This window comes from Nocardia sp. NPDC049220 (genome assembly GCF_040647855.1).
GTDB lineage: Bacteria > Actinomycetota > Actinomycetes > Mycobacteriales > Mycobacteriaceae > Nocardia.
The window spans coordinates 1039953-1054507 of sequence record NZ_JBEZDA010000001.1 but is presented as its reverse complement, the minus strand read 5'-3'; the positions used below and the strand labels follow the sequence as shown (position 1 = coordinate 1054507).

The following is a 14555-nucleotide window of genomic DNA, read 5'->3' as shown; positions in this document are numbered from 1 at the left end:
ATCCGCAGAGGGCAGCTCGGAGCCGAGCGGTCAGCCGGGGCTCGGCTACCTCGGTACTGCTCCCCCGCTCGGGTCGGACACCTGGCCGTTCTGCTGCCGCCGCCATTCCCCGGCGTCGACTCCACCGACGCCCCAATCGGTCAGCGCGACCTCGTCGATGACGACGTAGGTGCTCGCGGGGGCTTTCCCGAGCACAGTGGACAGCAGATCGGTGACGCCTTTGATCAGCTGTGCCTTCTGCTCCCGGGTCACGCCCTCGTCAGTGACCTTGATGTTCACGTACGGCATCAGGCCGCCCTTCCCGAGAGGTACCCGCCATCGACCGGGAAGATGTGACCGGTGGTGAACGCGGCGTCTACGAGATAGAGGACCGCGGCTGTGGTCTCGGCGACTTCGCCGATCCGATTCAACAGCGCAAACCTGCCGGTGGCTGCCTCGTCACCGTCGCCGAACAAGGGTGTGCGGATGAATCCGGGAGCCACCGCGTTGACCCGGATGCCGTCCGCGGCGAGTTCTGCCGCGAGGCTGGTGGTCAGCGCGTGGATGCCGCCTTTGCTGACCAGCGCAGCCGAGGCGGGTACGCCGGCGATGGCATGGTCGATCAGGACCGTGCCGAGATTCACGATGCTGCCGCCCCTCGCCTGCTCGCGCAGCAGCCGAACTACAGCCTGCGTGGTGAAGTAGGTACCTTTGAGGTTCCCGTTCAGGTAACTGTCCAGATCTTGCTCGGTGACGTCTACGAACGGCTTGGCGCCGAAGATGCCCGCATTGTTGACGAGTACATCCACCCCGCCGAACCGCTCGACCGCGGCGCGTACCAGCGCGACTCCCGTGGCGGGAATACCGATGTCACCCGCGACCGCTGCCACCTGATCCGGTGCGCCCAGTCCCGCGGCCACCTCCGCGAGTTTGTCCTCGTCGCGCCCGTTGAGCACAACGTTGTCGCCGCGTTCCACGAACGCCCGGGCGACGTCGCGCCCGATCCCGCTCGAGGACCCCGTCACGATCACTGTCTTCACCATTTCTCTCCTCAACTTTGATACGACCGGTCGTCTTTGAATGGTTATGTGAGGACGCCGGAGGCGAAGGCCCGCGTCAGGGCCGGAAGTAGTCGTCCAGCAGACGATCCAGGCACTTGCGCAACGGAGCGAGGGTGCGGTCGATCTTCATCCGGATCACCGCACCCTCCCACGATTCGAGCAGCAGATCGGCCAGTTCGGTGCCGTCGATGTCGGAGCGAATCATGCCGAGTCGCTGCCCCAGCACCAGCTGCTCCGCGATGCGGTCGCGCCACGCGCCCCATGCGCCGGACAGCGATTCCCGCAGCAGCGCACTACCTTCCAGCTCGCCACCCAAATTGGCGATCAGGCAGCCACCGGTGAATTCGGCAACGACAAAATCGTCCATCAGGCGGCTGAAGAACGCGCGCAGCCCACGCACCGGGTCCGCTTCGTCGCCGAACGCCTCGGTCAGGTTCCGCTGCACACAGAGCGAATGATGCTCGATGATCGCGCGACCGAAGCTTTCCTTACTGTCGAAGTAGTTGTAGAACGAACCCTTCGGCACGCCGACCTCATCGAGGATCTGCTTGATTCCGGTGCCGTGATACCCGTTGGTCAGAAACCCGGCGGCACCGGCTTCGACCAGAAGTTGCCGAGTGTCCGCACTACGTCGAGTTCGCGCCATACCGCCGAATATACGACCGGTCGTCTTGGAATGCAAGACAGGCAGCGGGCTCCGTGTGGCACGCCCTGCTACCGCCTACCCCCCGACCGACTCGGACCACACCGACGCCCCCGGGTCGACAGCCTCTGCCGGCGCGCAACGCCATCGCACCGACCGAGCGGCGAAACGCACGAGGTGATCGGCGGCGAACCGGTCTCGGTGCCAGTCACCAGGATCGGTGCCGGCCGTCCAGACGTAGGTCCACACCGGTTCACTCCAGCCGGCGACGCGCACCTGACGTAAGTCGTACTCGTCATCCTCGAACGCGTCCAGGATCGCCCATTCCGCTGCGGTGAGATCGCCCAGCACGCAGCCGCGTGCCAGCCCACCGTCAGCCACGACCAAACCGGGATAGACCCGCCGCGGCAGAATCGCCGCACGCCAACCAGGAAGCTCGGCCACTTCGAGCAACGGAACCCGCCCGAGCAGCACCTCGAGCACTTCGGGAAACTGCAGCGTGCCGTAGGCGAACAGCGCATGCCCCGGACCGACGAGTTCGGTCAGCCGCGACAAACCACCCTCCGACGATTCCACTCGCCTCTCCTCTCATCCCGGTTCACCACTGTGCCCACTTTGCTACACACGCGGCTACATCGGGCGCTTGGTGCGAATGATGGCGGCCAGATACTCGTAATCGTCAGCTCGAGCGGTGGAGGCGCGGAAGGCCAGACCGATGGTTCGCCCCGGAGCGGGCGCGGCGAAATGCGCGATATCCAGCGTGCCACGCGCGGTTTCGGCGGTGACGGCCATCTCCGGGATGAGAGTCACGCCGAGCCCGCCCGCGACGCACTGCACCACGGTCGCCAAGGAAGCGGCCCTGGTGTCACCGACCGCCGCAGGATGAGCGTCGGCCGAGCGGCACACTTCCAGGGTCTGATCACGCAGACAGTGCCCCTCGTCCAGCAGCAGCAAGGGCAGCGCGTCCAAAGCCGACGCCGTGAGGTCCGTCCGCCCGGCGAGCTCGTGGCCGCGCGGCGTGACCAGCACGAATTCCTCTGGGTAGAGCGGGATCTCGACCAGGCCGGACACCTCGGTGGGCAGCGCGACGAGCGCGACGTCCAGCACGCCGGTGCGCAGCCCGTCCAGCAGTCGCATGGTCTGATCCTCGACGATGTGCGGATGCAGTGCGGGCAACTTCTTTCGCAGCTCGGGCAACAGGCCGGGTAACACATAGGGGGCGACCGTCGGGATGATGCCCATCCGCAGTGTGCCGCCGAGCGCGTCGCCGGTCGCCGAAGCCACGAAGCGGTCGGCCGCCTCCAGCGTCGCCATCGCCTTGGGCAGCAAGCGCATTCCGGCGGCCGTCACCAGCACCCGCCGGGTGCTCCGTTCGATCAGCTGTAGCCCGAGCCCGTTTTCGAGCGCGGCCAGCGCCTGCGATAGCGTGGGCTGGCTCACACCGAGCCGCGCGGCCGCGGTGCCGAAATGGCGATACTCCGCGATCGCCACGAACGCACGCAGCTGTGACAGGGTCGGCTGATAAGTCTGATCAGTCACGCCTATCAGTGTAGTGCGACTGATCACCTTTACCTTTCACCGACCCTTCGGCAAGATCGCCTGTGAGCTTTTCGCACGCGCTAGCAAACCAACATGACGAGGAGATGAGCATGGCCCTGCTGACCATCGGCGACCAATTCCCGGCATACCACCTCACCGCTGTGATCGGCGGTGACCTGTCGAAGGTCGACGCTCAGCAGCCTGACGACTACTTCACCACGATCACCAGCGACGACCACGCGGGCAAGTGGCGGATCGTCTTCTTCTGGCCGAAGGACTTCACCTTCGTGTGCCCGACGGAGATCGCCGCATTCGGCAAACTCAACGAGGAGTTCGAGGACCGTGACGCGCAGGTGCTCGGAGCGTCGGTCGACAACGAGTTCGTGCACTTCCAGTGGCGCGCCCAGCACGAGGACCTCAAGACCCTTCCGTTCCCGATGCTCTCGGATCTGAAGCGCGAACTGGCCACGGCCACGGGTGTGCTCAACGCCGACGGGGTTGCCGACCGGGCAACCTTCATCGTCGATCCGAACAACGAGATCCAGTTCGTCTCGGTCACCGCAGGTTCGGTGGGTCGCAACGTCGACGAGGTACTGCGTGTGCTGGATGCGCTGCAGTCCGATGAGTTGTGCGCCTGCAACTGGAAGAAGGGCGACCCGACCATCAACGCGGGTGAGTTGCTGGCTGCCAGCGTCTGACAAGCGATGCCGCGCCCGAGAATTCGGGCGCGGCGATGTCACCATCGACAACACGACCGACCTGCCCCGGGATACATACATCCGGGACCGATCCAAACAGAGGAACGCCGAATGAGCCTCGAGAACCTGAAGAACTCCCTTCCCGAGTACGCCAAGGACCTCAAGCTCAACCTGTCATCGATCGCACGCACCACGGTGCTGAACCAGCAGCAACTGTGGGGCACCCTGCTGGCGGCGGCCGCCGCGACCCGGTCGACGACCACGCTGCGCGAGATCGCCGAAGAAGCCGCCGGCGCGCTATCGACGGAGGCGTACAACGCCGCGCTCGGCGCCGCCTCGATCATGGGTATGAACAACGTGTTCTACCGAGGCAAGTCGTTCCTCGGTGGTCGCTACGACGACCTGCGGGCCGGACTGCGCATGCAGATCATCGGCACACCCGGCGTCGACAAGGTCGATTTCGAACTGTGGTCGTTCGCGGTCTCCTCGGTCAACGGCTGCGCGCACTGCCTGGAAGCGCACGAGCACACATTGCGTGCGGCGGGCGTGTCCCGCGAAGTGATCTTCGAGTCGCTGCGTGCCGCCGCCATCGTGGCCGGCGTCGGCCAGGCGATGCAGTCGACAGAGGCCCTGAGCGCTGCCACGATCTGATCGCCGATCGTCAGAGGCCTCGTCCGCCGGACGGGGCCTCGTCGCATTCCCGGTGTTGGTCCAAGCGACAACTCGGCGTGGTATGCCCGGGTAGGCTCGGCAACCATGGGGACACGGGTCGATGTGGTGCGGGTGTTCACCGATGCAGCCGGCCGATTCGGGAACGAGCTGGGGATCGCACGGGCCGCGGACGTGGCCCGAGCCGACCCACAGGCGCTGGCGGCGAAGGTCGGTTACAGCGAGACTGTGGTGGTCGAGGAGCCGGTGGACGAGGTCGCCAAGGTGCGGATCTATACCCCTGCGGTGGAACTCCCCTTCGCGGGGCACCCGTCGGTGGGGACCGCGTGGTGGTTCGCGACGAAGAGCACCCCGGTACGGACGTTGGACGTCCCCGCGGGCCCCGTAGCGGTGCAGCTGATCGACGGACTGACCTGGATCACCGCCCGCGGCGAATGGGCGCCGTCATTCACTTTCCACCAACTGCCCGACATGCAGGAACTCGCGACCGTTCAGCCGGACGAGTTCCCCGGCGGACCACATTATCTGTGGACGTGGACCGACGAGCATCGCGGTGCACTGCGCTCACGTATGTTCGCGCCGACCATGGGCGTTCCCGAAGACGAGGCGACCGGGGCGGCGGCCGTCGCGTTGACGGCGCTGCTGCGGCAAGGTCTCGTCATCACCCAGGGCAAGGGCTCGCAGCTGTTCACCGAGTGGGACTCCGACGGCTGGGTACGCCTGGGCGGGCGGGTCGTCGCCGACCAATCCTTGGAGATCTAGCCCCGCGCACTCACGGCAGCGCCACCCCGACGATCGGCTCGGTGCTCGGCGTGTCCGAACCGCCAGGCGGTTCGACGCTCACCGCCAGCAGCTCACCCGACCGGTACGGCGTTACGAAGGGGCGATCCGACGACGGCAAGTCGGCCAGGACTCCAGCCGACCGGGGCTGCCCCGCAGCGGGCACCAGCCACACTTGGTAGACCCGATCGGTGGGCGGCGGTGCGACCCCGTCGAACGCGACCACCGCGCGGCCGAGCCGCAGCGAGGCCTCCACCACGAGCGAGCCACCACCGCTGACCGGCTCCAGTACGGTCCGCACATCTCGCTGGCCGTGGATCTGCTCGACGACAGACGGAATCGGCGGATGGTCGGCGATCCGCTCTGCGACCACGCTTCCGCCGAAAATCAGACAGGTGATCGCAGCCATCGGCACCGCCCACCGCAGCCGCCGCAAGGACGAGGGGTGCGGGATGCACGTGACGGCAGCGGTACCGGTGTCGGGCAATGCCGCCAGGATCCGAGACTCCAATCCCGGAGGCGGCGCCAGCTCGTCGAGCACCGCGAGCCGTCCCATCACCTCGCGCATCTGCCACACGGTGTCGGAGAACTCCCGCCGCACGGCGGGGTCCGCGGATGCCAGGCGGGCATCGATGTGTCTACGTTCGATATCGGCGACCGCGTCCAGCGCGCACGGATAGGCAAGGTCCAGCAGATCGGTATCCGATCGCGGAGGAGTGTCAACCATCGGCGCCTTCCCCGGACAAGCACTTCTCCAATCTTTTCAATCCGTCACGGATGCGGGTCTTGACGGTGGGCAGCGGAACCGCGAGGCGATCGGCCACTTCACGGTAGGTATACCCGCTGTAATACGCGAGGGCGATCGCCTCGCGCTGCGTCGGCGTCAGGGCGTCCAGACATCCTGCCACCTGCTGCTCCTCGATGCGCTGTGCCACCGACTCGGCGACGACGTCGTGGTCGCGACCTAGGTGCGCATGCGCGTACACCAGGTCCCGGGACGTGGCCGAACTCTCCGCGCGAACCCGATCCACCGCGCGACGATGCGCGAGCATCAGGATCCAGCCGAGTGGGCTGGCGAGTGTGGCGTCGTAGCGGTCGGCCATCGACCACACCTGGAGGTAGACCTCCTGGGTGACCTCTTCGGCGGCGGCGTGGCTGCGCAGGATGCGCACCGCGATCCCGAACACTCGGGGGCTGGTGAGCTGGTAGAACTCCGTGAACGCAGCCCGGTCACCCGCGCCGGTCGCCACGAGCAGGGCGACCAACCTGCGGGTGGCGAGTGTTGCCCGCCGTCGCTCGTATCCGGTGGGTAACGGGCACGAGAGTGCCTTGTCATCGTCGTCGCTATCCGGCACCGGATCGCCGGACCGATGTGCTGAAGCAGAACCGTCCTCATTTCTCATGGCCGAATCCCCTGCCTGCATAGACAGGGGTTCGGTATGCACAGCGAGGCGGATGGGTCTGCGGACCGATCAAGTCCAGACTGCGGCCACCAGCATGTACGTAGTGCCCGTAGCCATCACCACGTGTGGCACCGCCGCCCACGGTGCGGCAGGGCCGGTAAGGGCGGCGACGCACCCGCCGGAGCGCACCAGAACCCCTAGTGGTCCTTGTGGGCGTGCGTGCGTCCATCCGGCGAGGACCGCCAGTGCGACGAGGAGTGCGTCGAGCAGAAACAGCACCGCGAGACCGAGCGCGGGACCCACTGCGGGTCCGCCCACGTGACCGGAGGCCGAATGGCCGGACATCGCGTAGAGCATGGCGGCGGCGGCCACGATGTGATAACCGAGCGGGACCAACCGGTCGATCGGGAGCGGACGAGGATGTGCGGAAGACTCCAGGATCCGGGTCACCAAGAGCCCGGCGAAGACCACGATCGTCGCCGTCAGCACACCGCGCAGCGCGTCCGGGCGCACACCCGAGGGGAACAGCAGCATACCGAGCATGACCAAGCACATCACCAGGTGCGCCGCATCGGACTCGGGGTGTTCGGTGGTGGTCGAGATAGTTGGTCGCTCCGCGGGCACCTCGGCGCTTCCCGGGTCAGTGGGATCGAAATCCCGACCAGGCACCGAGACCGTAGACGCCGGCAACCGCGCCAACACGATCCCCGCGGCGATCAAGAACGCGGCCGCGACCGTCCAACGCAATGCGGCGTACTCCTGCACGAACTCCACCACACCCCACCGCCTCTCGACACGACGACCATGGTCGTCGCCCTTCCATGCTCGCATCCCAAGTCGATAAGGGTGCCCTCTTCTTCCATGGCGCCGCGAAGTGTCAGCCGAGCGCGCGGGTGAACCCGGCGACGAGCTCGCCGACCTGGTCGTCGGTCATGATGAACGGTGGGGAGATTTGCAAGGCTCCCTGGCCGACCGCTCGACTGGAGATGCCCTGCGCGCGTACGGCTTTGACCATAGCGGGGGCCTCGGCAGGATCGACCAGCTGGATGGCCGCAACCGCGCCGAGTCCGCTGCGCACCTCGGCGACCTGAGGATGGTCGGCCAACACCGAAAGCTGTTCGTGCAAGCTGGATTCCAGATGTAGGGCGGCATCGAGCAGACCTTCGCGCTCGATGACGTCCAGGTTCGCCAGCGCGGCCGCGGCGGCACCGGCGTGGCCGCCATAGGTGTAGCCGTGCCGCCACCAGATACCTCCTGCGAAGAACGGCTCCGCGATGTGGGGGGCGATGAACACCGCACCCATCGGCAGATATCCCGAGGTCAGTCCCTTCGCGGTGGTCATGAGATCGGGTGCGAGATCGAATCGGCTCGAGGCGAACCACGCTCCGCCGATACGGCCGAAACCGGTGACGACCTCGTCGGCGACGAAGAGGATGTCGTTGTCGCGACACACGCGCCGTACCTCGGCGAGGTAGCCGGCCGGCGGCAGGTAGACCCCGCCCGCACCGATGACGGGTTCGCAGAAGAAGGCGGCGATGCGCTCGGCACCGACCTCCTCGATCAGGGTCAGCAGCGCTTTGGCGTCGTTCCACTCGACCGTGCGCGCGTCCGGCATCATTTCGCCGTAGCCTTCGCGGTTCACCGGGATACCTGCCAGCGCCGTGCCCGCGACATGCATGCCGTGGTAGCCCTTCCGCCGGCCGACGACGATCGTCTTGTCGGGCCGTCCGAGTTCATGCCAGTACCGGCGGGCGAGTTTGGTCGCGGTCTCGACGGAGTCGGAGCCGCCGGAGGTGAAGAAGATCTTGCTGCCCGACACCGGAGCCATCGCCGCGAGCCGCCCGGCCAGTTCCTGAGTGGCGGGTTCGGTGATGTCACCGAAATTGGAGTAGTGCGCGATCGTGCGCAACTGAACGGCGACCGCGTCGGCGATCTCGCCGCGGCCGTGTCCGATATTCGTGAACCACAGGCCCGCGGTCGCGTCCAGATAGCGGTTGCCCGCCTGATCGAAGATATAGCTGCCCTCGCCGCGGGCGACCACGAACGCCCCGTCTCGTTCGACGGCGCCCATGTCGGCGAATCCATGCCAGAGCGAGTTCATGTCTTCCACCTTTACCGGAATTCGCGCGCCGCGTCGGCAGCGAAACTGCCCCGTCCGCTTCGGGTGTTGCCCACGCGGCGTCGGAGCATCCCGCAGACGGCTGCGACAGCCACAGCCGAGAAGACGAAAACGCAGATAAGGGCGACCAAGCTGGTGATCAGCGACACGTACCCTCGTTGACGGGGGTCCAAAAAGGGGTACGGGTACCAACCGACGATGAGGCCGCGGATAAGGGTGTAGGCACCATAGGCGGTGGGATAGGCCAACCAGGCACCGATCACGCCCGCGGCCGGGCCGATGCGTTCGCGGCCCGAACCCAGCATCCAGTCGGCGACCAGGACAAGCGGCAACACTCCGTGCAGTACGTCGTTGATCCAGCGATCGGCGAGCATCACGTCGGAGTCGGCCAACAGCATCACGTACACCATGCCGGTGGTGAGCAGGTAAAGAGTGCTCGCGCCCCGAATCAGCTGCCACCGTCGCCCCCGCGGGTCGCGCAGACCGCCGATGAGCAGGACGAGCACACCGAACGCGGCGGACTCGACAGTGAAGTAGCTGAGATAGTTCACGATCGGAAAGCTGTCGATGCCTTCGCTACGCAGCGGAATCCAGACCAGCGCCACCGCACCGAGCACCCCGAAAACGATCCGCAGACCACGAGCCACCCATGCCGTGCCGGCATCCGCGTTCATGCCACGATCCTCGCATATCGACGGGCAGCGATCGGACACGCGCGAGCCTGCAGCATCCGATTGGCAAACACTGACCGACCGCCTGGCCGAAATATTCGGTGGCGGGCTTCGCTAGGCTTGTCGATGCAATGACCAGGACAGCAGCTACCGATTCCCGCGAGCTCCGCACCCGCCTGGCGAATCTCTCCTTCCGCGACGAACACCGGCTGCGGCGCAGACTGGACCGGGCACGCGGTGGCGACCTCGGCGAGGTCGAAGCGGAGATCGCGGCGGCCGAGCAGCGCGTCGCCGCTCGCCGCGCGGCGGTGCCGGAGATCGGCTATCCGCAGCAACTGCCGGTCACCGTCCGCCGAGAGGACATCGCCGCAGCCATCGCCGAGCACCAAGTGGTGATCGTCGCGGGCGAAACCGGTTCGGGCAAGACCACCCAGATTCCGAAGATCTGCCTCGAACTCGGCCGCGGTATCCGCGGCACCATCGGACACACCCAGCCGCGCAGGCTGGCCGCGCGCACCGTCGCCGAGCGGATCGCGGAGGAACTGGGCACCGAGCTCGGCGACGTCGTCGGTTATACCGTGCGATTCACCGACCATGCCTCCGAGCAGACGCTGGTCAAACTGATGACCGACGGCATTCTGCTCGCCGAGATCCAGCGCGACCGGCTCCTGCGTCGCTACGACACGATCATCATCGACGAGGCGCACGAACGCAGCCTCAACATCGACTTCCTGCTCGGCTACCTCCGGCAGTTGCTGCCACGGCGACCCGACCTCAAGGTGATCATCACCTCGGCGACCATCGATCCGGAGCTGTTCGCCAGACACTTCGCGGACGACAACGGCGTTCCCGCACCGATTGTCGAAGTCTCCGGTCGCTCATACCCGGTGGAAATCCGGTATCGGCCGCTCACGCAAGAACTCCCGATAGCCGACGATGACGGCGCGGAGGACACGCGAGTCGTCGACCGCGACCCGGTAGACGCGATCGGCGAGGCGGTCACCGAACTGTTCGCCTCGGGCGATGGCGATGTGCTGGTGTTCCTGTCCGGCGAACGCGAGATCCGCGACACCGCTGACGCACTACGCGATCTGCGGCTACCACGCACCGAGATCCTGCCGCTGTACGCGCGACTGTCCACCGCCGAGCAGCATCGGGTGTTCGCTCCGCACACCGGTCGTCGGGTGGTCCTGGCGACCAACGTCGCGGAGACCTCGTTGACGGTGCCGGGCATCCGGTATGTCGTCGACCCAGGGACAGCGCGGATATCGCGCTATTCGATGCGGACGAAGGTGCAACGGCTGCCGATCGAATCGGTATCGCAGGCCTCGGCGCGCCAACGATCCGGACGCTGCGGTCGGGTCGCCGACGGCATCTGCATCCGGCTGTACTCCGAGGACGACTTCGAATCCAGGCCCGCTTTCACCGAACCCGAGATCCTGCGGACCAATCTGGCGGCGGTCATCCTCCAAATGACCGCGCTCGGGCTCGGTGATATCGAGAACTTCCCCTTCGTCGAGGCTCCGGACCGCCGCGCCGTTCGCGACGGCATCGCCTTGCTCGAAGAACTCGGCGCGCTGCTACGACGGACCGGGAACCGAGAGCTACGGGCGGATATCACGGTGGCGCAGGAGGTCACGCGATCGGATGGCGCCTCCGGCGCGGCGAGTCGCACCACGGCGAGCACCCGCGACAACGATGCCGCCCTGACACTGACCCCGACGGGGCGCGAGATGGCCCAACTTCCGGTCGATCCTCGGATGGCGCGCATGCTGGTGGAAGCCCACCGCACCGGCTGCCTGGCCGACGTGCTCGTCATCGTCGCGGCGTTATCGATTCAGGATGTCCGCGAACGGCCTGCCGAGCATCAGCAGGCCGCCGATACCGCCCACGCGAGGTTCACCGTCGAGGGCTCGGACTTCCTGAGCTACCTGAGACTGTGGGAGTACCTCGGCGGACAGCGCACATCCCTGTCGTCCAATCGGTTCCGGCGCATGTGCCGAGAGGAGTTCCTGCATTACCTGCGGATCAGGGAGTGGCAGGACCTGCACGGACAGCTGCGCACGATCGCCAAGGGCCTCGGCTGGTCCGCCGCGGTGGCGAACGAGGGTGCACCCCGTGGTCCGGCCGCCGCGGCGCCGGACCGCGGCGCCGACAACCGGAGCCGCAAGGGCGACCGGCGGGCACGCCGCACCGAACACTCGCGCGCACCCGACACCGATCCGCGGTCATCATCCCAGCCCGGACAGACCGGCAGCCCACCCGCCGCCGAGCTGGATGGCGCCCACTGGGATTCCACCGCCATCCACCAGGCGTTGCTGGCCGGCATGCTGTCGCACATCGGGGTCCGGGAAGCGGAAACGCGCGAGTTCCTCGGCGCGCGCGGCGCCAAGTTCATGATTTTTCCCGGCTCGTCGCTGGCAAAGAAGTCGCCACGCTGGGTCATGGCCGCCGAGTTGGTCGAGACCTCACGACTGTGGGGCCGGATGGCCGCCAAGATCGAACCCGAGTGGGCCGAGCGGCTGGCCGGGGACCTAGTCAAACGCATGTACTCCGAACCGCACTGGTCGGCCAAGCGCGGCGCCGCGCGCGCGTACGAGAGGGTCACTCTCTACGGGGTCCCGCTGGTCACCGGACGACTCGTCGACTACGGACGGATCGATCCAGAGTTGGCACGGGAGCTGTTCATCCGCCACGCCCTCGTGCAAGGCGAGTGGCAGACTCGGCACGAGTTCTTCCACCGCAATCGTGCGTTACTCGACGATGTCGCCGATCTCGAGCACCGCGCCCGCCGCCGCGACATCCTCGTCGACGACGAGGTGCTGTTCGAGTTCTATGACCAACGGCTACCCGCGGACATCGTGTCGGTGCGCCACTTCGACAGCTGGTGGCGCACCACGCGACGTACCGACCACACGCTACTGGACTTCGCGACCGCCACCGTCGTCAACGAGGGAGCGGCTACGCTCGACCCCTCCGATTTCCCCGACTCCTGGCGCCAAGGCGAACTCAGCTTCCCCCTCGGCTACCAGTTCGAGCCGGGCACCGAGGACGACGGCGTCACCGTGCGCATCCCGGTCGAACAGCTCGCCCACGTCCGTGCCGTCGGTTTCGACTGGCTGGTGCCCGGCATGCGCGACGAACTGGCCACCGCGTTGATCAAGTCGCTGCCGAAGACGCTGCGCCGCAGCGTGGTTCCGGCGCCCGACTTCGCCGCGGCTGCGCTGTCCGCGCTGACCCCGCGCGCGGAACCGCTGCGCACCGGACTGGCGCGCGAGTTGTCCCGGCTCGGTTCGGTCCCCATCGCACCTACCGACCTCGATCCGTCCGCGCTGCCCGACCACCTGCGCATGACCTTCGCCGCCGTCGACGCAGACGGAACAACCGTCGCCCGCAGTAAGAGCCTGGCCGCCTTGAAAACCGAGCTGGCCGACCAGGTTTCCGCCTCGGTCGCCCGCGCCACCGCGGGCGCCGAACGCCCGCCAGCCACGGTGTGGACCTCGGAATCTCTGGGCCACGTCGCGCCGACGGTGCGCCGCGACGTGGCCGGACAGACCGTCACCGGGTATCCCGCGCTGGTCGCCGAGGACGACGGTGTAGCGGTCCGGGTGCTCAGCTCCCCCGCCGAGCAGGCGGCGGCGATGCGGTTGGGTACTCGGGCGCTGGTGCTGCACGCGCTGCCCACCTCGGCCCGGTCTGTCACCGGGGGGCTCTCGGCGACGGATCGTCTCTCGCTGACCCAGAATCCGTACGGTTCGCTGGACGCGCTCGTCGAGGATTGTCGCGCGGCGGCCGCTGATGAACTCATCGAGGCCGCGGGCGGTCCGGTGCGCGGCCCGGCGGAGTTCGACGCGCTCGTCGCCCGGATCCGCCCCGATTTCACCGCCGCCGTCACCCGCCTCGTGCGCTTGGTCGTGCCGATCCTGGCCGGCGCCCACCAAGTTTCGGCCGCGCTCACCGAGACCAGCGAGCGCGACATCGCCGACGATGTCCGCGACCAGCTCGACAACTTGGTATTTCGCGGCTTCGTTTCCGAGTGGGGCGGCACCCGGTTACGCGAACTCCCCCGCTATCTGCGGGCGGCGATGATGCGTTTGGCGGCGTTGCCGGGCTCAGCAGTCCGCGATCGCCACGGTATGGCCGAACTCGATCGAGCGCTGGCCGGCTACGACCGCCTGATCGGGGCACTGCCGGAGCAGCGCAGGAATGCGCAGGCGGTCACCGAAATCTGGTGGATGATCGAGGAATTCCGGGTCAGTCTGTTCGCCCAGCAACTCGGCACCCCGTTCCCGGTGTCCGCCAAGCGGATCGAGAAAGCGATCGCCGCCATTCGGCGCTAGTCAGTCGGCGGTGGTCAGTGCCGCGGCGCGCGCCTGGCGCATCTCCTCGATCTCACGTTCGAAATCCTCGGCAGAGGTGAACGACCGGTAGACCGAGGCGAACCGGAGATAGGCGACCTCGTCGAGGTCGCGCAGCGGGCCAAGAATAGCCAGGCCGACTTCGTGGCTGGGTACTTCTGGAGAGCCTTTGGCCCGCACCGCGTCTTCCACCTGCTGCGCGAGCAGGTTCAGCGCGTCGTCGTCGACTTCACGGCCCTGACAGGCACGGCGTACACCGCGGATAACCTTCTCGCGACTGAACGGCTCGGTGACTCCGCTGCGCTTGACCACCGACAGGATGGCGGTCTCGACCGTGGTGAACCGCCGCCCACACTGCGGGCAGGCGCGACGGCGCCGGATGGCCGCGCCTTCGTCGGCCTCGCGCGAGTCCACCACCCGGGAGTCGGGGTGTCGGCAGTACGGGCAATGCATCCGAGAAATCCTTCGTCGATGCGAGTGCTCGCGTCCGGACCGCCTCCGATCCGGCGAGCATCTGTACCGAGGTCCGCACCCCGGCACCAGGTATTCCCCACACGAAACGAGAAATACCCGCATAACAGTTCGAGGATACCCGTCCGAGTACTCGAGTTGTCGCACTCACCCCGCGCTACCGC

General features: G+C 67.1%; 15 protein-coding genes. 4 read left to right on the top strand and 11 right to left on the bottom strand.

The annotated features are described in order from the left end of the window. Positions 1-45: 45 nt before the first annotated feature. The 5 genes from AB0C34_RS04630 to AB0C34_RS04610 all read right to left on the bottom strand — a co-directional run bounded on the left by AB0C34_RS04630 (position 46) and on the right by AB0C34_RS04610 (position 3222). The gene (locus AB0C34_RS04630) at positions 46-288 is read right to left on the bottom strand and encodes a 4-oxalocrotonate tautomerase family protein (RefSeq protein ID WP_357067410.1); all 243 of its coding nucleotides are present in this window, start codon (positions 286-288) and stop codon (positions 46-48) included. Next, positions 288-1022 carry an SDR family oxidoreductase gene (locus tag AB0C34_RS04625; protein WP_357067408.1) on the bottom strand — a complete coding sequence of 245 codons (735 nt, stop codon included), beginning with the start codon at positions 1020-1022 and terminating at the stop codon, positions 288-290. Before AB0C34_RS04625 ends, AB0C34_RS04630 begins: the two co-directional genes overlap by 1 nt. Before the next feature lie 73 nt (positions 1023-1095). Next, entirely contained in the window at positions 1096-1686 is a 591-nt protein-coding gene (locus AB0C34_RS04620) for a TetR family transcriptional regulator C-terminal domain-containing protein (RefSeq protein WP_357067406.1), read from the bottom strand. A 75-nt stretch (positions 1687-1761) separates the two neighbouring features. Continuing rightward, positions 1762-2259, bottom strand: a complete 498-nt coding sequence (locus AB0C34_RS04615; protein WP_357067404.1) for a gamma-glutamylcyclotransferase family protein — start codon at positions 2257-2259, stop codon at positions 1762-1764. Between the two features lie 54 nt (positions 2260-2313). Beyond that, the gene (locus AB0C34_RS04610; protein WP_357067402.1) at positions 2314-3222 is read right to left on the bottom strand and encodes a hydrogen peroxide-inducible genes activator; all 909 of its coding nucleotides are present in this window, start codon (positions 3220-3222) and stop codon (positions 2314-2316) included. Between the two features lie 110 nt (positions 3223-3332). Here AB0C34_RS04610 and AB0C34_RS04605 point away from each other — a divergent pair, with 110 nt between their 5' ends. The 3 genes from AB0C34_RS04605 to AB0C34_RS04595 all read left to right on the top strand — a co-directional run bounded on the left by AB0C34_RS04605 (position 3333) and on the right by AB0C34_RS04595 (position 5351). Then, positions 3333-3920, top strand: a complete 588-nt coding sequence (locus tag AB0C34_RS04605; protein ID WP_357067400.1) for a peroxiredoxin — start codon at positions 3333-3335, stop codon at positions 3918-3920. Positions 3921-4031: 111 nt separating this feature from the next. Beyond that, positions 4032-4571, top strand: a complete 540-nt coding sequence (locus tag AB0C34_RS04600) for a carboxymuconolactone decarboxylase family protein (RefSeq protein WP_357067398.1) — start codon at positions 4032-4034, stop codon at positions 4569-4571. 105 nt (positions 4572-4676) lie between these two features. Beyond that, entirely contained in the window at positions 4677-5351 is a 675-nt protein-coding gene (locus tag AB0C34_RS04595) for a PhzF family phenazine biosynthesis protein (RefSeq protein WP_357067396.1), read from the top strand. 10 nt (positions 5352-5361) lie between these two features. On the opposite strand, the gene AB0C34_RS04590 is transcribed toward AB0C34_RS04595, so the two are convergent. The 5 genes from AB0C34_RS04590 to AB0C34_RS04570 form a co-directional block, all read right to left on the bottom strand. Then, positions 5362-6096 (bottom strand): anti-sigma factor, encoded by a 735-nt coding sequence (locus AB0C34_RS04590; protein ID WP_357067394.1) that lies wholly within the window; start codon positions 6094-6096, stop codon positions 5362-5364. Then, positions 6089-6772 carry an ECF RNA polymerase sigma factor SigK gene (gene sigK, locus AB0C34_RS04585; RefSeq protein ID WP_357067392.1) on the bottom strand — a complete coding sequence of 228 codons (684 nt, stop codon included), beginning with the start codon at positions 6770-6772 and terminating at the stop codon, positions 6089-6091. The genes AB0C34_RS04590 and sigK overlap by 8 nt, the downstream gene beginning before the upstream one ends. A 69-nt stretch (positions 6773-6841) precedes the next feature. After that, positions 6842-7549, bottom strand: coding sequence for a DUF5134 domain-containing protein (locus tag AB0C34_RS04580; protein ID WP_357067390.1), 708 nt, complete (start codon positions 7547-7549; stop codon positions 6842-6844). 100 nt (positions 7550-7649) lie between these two features. Further along, the gene (locus AB0C34_RS04575) at positions 7650-8873 is read right to left on the bottom strand and encodes an aminotransferase class III-fold pyridoxal phosphate-dependent enzyme (protein ID WP_357067388.1); all 1224 of its coding nucleotides are present in this window, start codon (positions 8871-8873) and stop codon (positions 7650-7652) included. Between the two features lie 11 nt (positions 8874-8884). After that, a complete protein-coding gene (locus AB0C34_RS04570; protein ID WP_357067386.1) occupies positions 8885-9565 on the bottom strand; it encodes a Pr6Pr family membrane protein in 681 nt (226 codons plus the stop codon). A gap of 128 nt (positions 9566-9693) precedes the next feature. On the opposite strand from AB0C34_RS04570, the gene hrpA reads away from it, so the two are divergent. Beyond that, on the top strand, positions 9694-13902 hold the full coding sequence (gene hrpA / locus AB0C34_RS04565; protein ID WP_357067384.1) for an ATP-dependent RNA helicase HrpA: 4209 nt from the start codon (positions 9694-9696) through the stop codon (positions 13900-13902). Here hrpA and nrdR read toward each other — a convergent pair whose 3' ends face one another. Beyond that, entirely contained in the window at positions 13903-14373 is a 471-nt protein-coding gene (gene nrdR / locus AB0C34_RS04560; protein WP_357067382.1) for a transcriptional regulator NrdR, read from the bottom strand. Positions 14374-14555: the final 182 nt, after the last annotated feature.

Excerpts from the sequence above, each read along its gene's own strand:
- nrdR (WP_357067382.1), bottom strand. The coding sequence starts at position 14,373 with ATGCATTGCCCGTACTGCCGACACCCCGACTCCCGGGTGGTGGACTCG.
- AB0C34_RS04605 (WP_357067400.1), top strand. The coding sequence starts at position 3,333 with ATGGCCCTGCTGACCATCGGCGACCAATTCCCGGCATACCACCTCACC.
- AB0C34_RS04600 (WP_357067398.1), top strand. The coding sequence starts at position 4,032 with ATGAGCCTCGAGAACCTGAAGAACTCCCTTCCCGAGTACGCCAAGGAC.
- sigK (WP_357067392.1), bottom strand. The coding sequence starts at position 6,772 with ATGAGAAATGAGGACGGTTCTGCTTCAGCACATCGGTCCGGCGATCCG.
- AB0C34_RS04575 (WP_357067388.1), bottom strand. The coding sequence starts at position 8,873 with ATGAACTCGCTCTGGCATGGATTCGCCGACATGGGCGCCGTCGAACGA.
- AB0C34_RS04625 (WP_357067408.1), bottom strand. The coding sequence starts at position 1,022 with ATGGTGAAGACAGTGATCGTGACGGGGTCCTCGAGCGGGATCGGGCGC.
- AB0C34_RS04595 (WP_357067396.1), top strand. The coding sequence starts at position 4,677 with ATGGGGACACGGGTCGATGTGGTGCGGGTGTTCACCGATGCAGCCGGC.
- AB0C34_RS04590 (WP_357067394.1), bottom strand. The coding sequence starts at position 6,096 with ATGGTTGACACTCCTCCGCGATCGGATACCGATCTGCTGGACCTTGCC.
- hrpA (WP_357067384.1), top strand. The coding sequence starts at position 9,694 with ATGACCAGGACAGCAGCTACCGATTCCCGCGAGCTCCGCACCCGCCTG.
- AB0C34_RS04630 (WP_357067410.1), bottom strand. The coding sequence starts at position 288 with ATGCCGTACGTGAACATCAAGGTCACTGACGAGGGCGTGACCCGGGAG.
- AB0C34_RS04570 (WP_357067386.1), bottom strand. The coding sequence starts at position 9,565 with ATGAACGCGGATGCCGGCACGGCATGGGTGGCTCGTGGTCTGCGGATC.
- AB0C34_RS04620 (WP_357067406.1), bottom strand. The coding sequence starts at position 1,686 with ATGGCGCGAACTCGACGTAGTGCGGACACTCGGCAACTTCTGGTCGAA.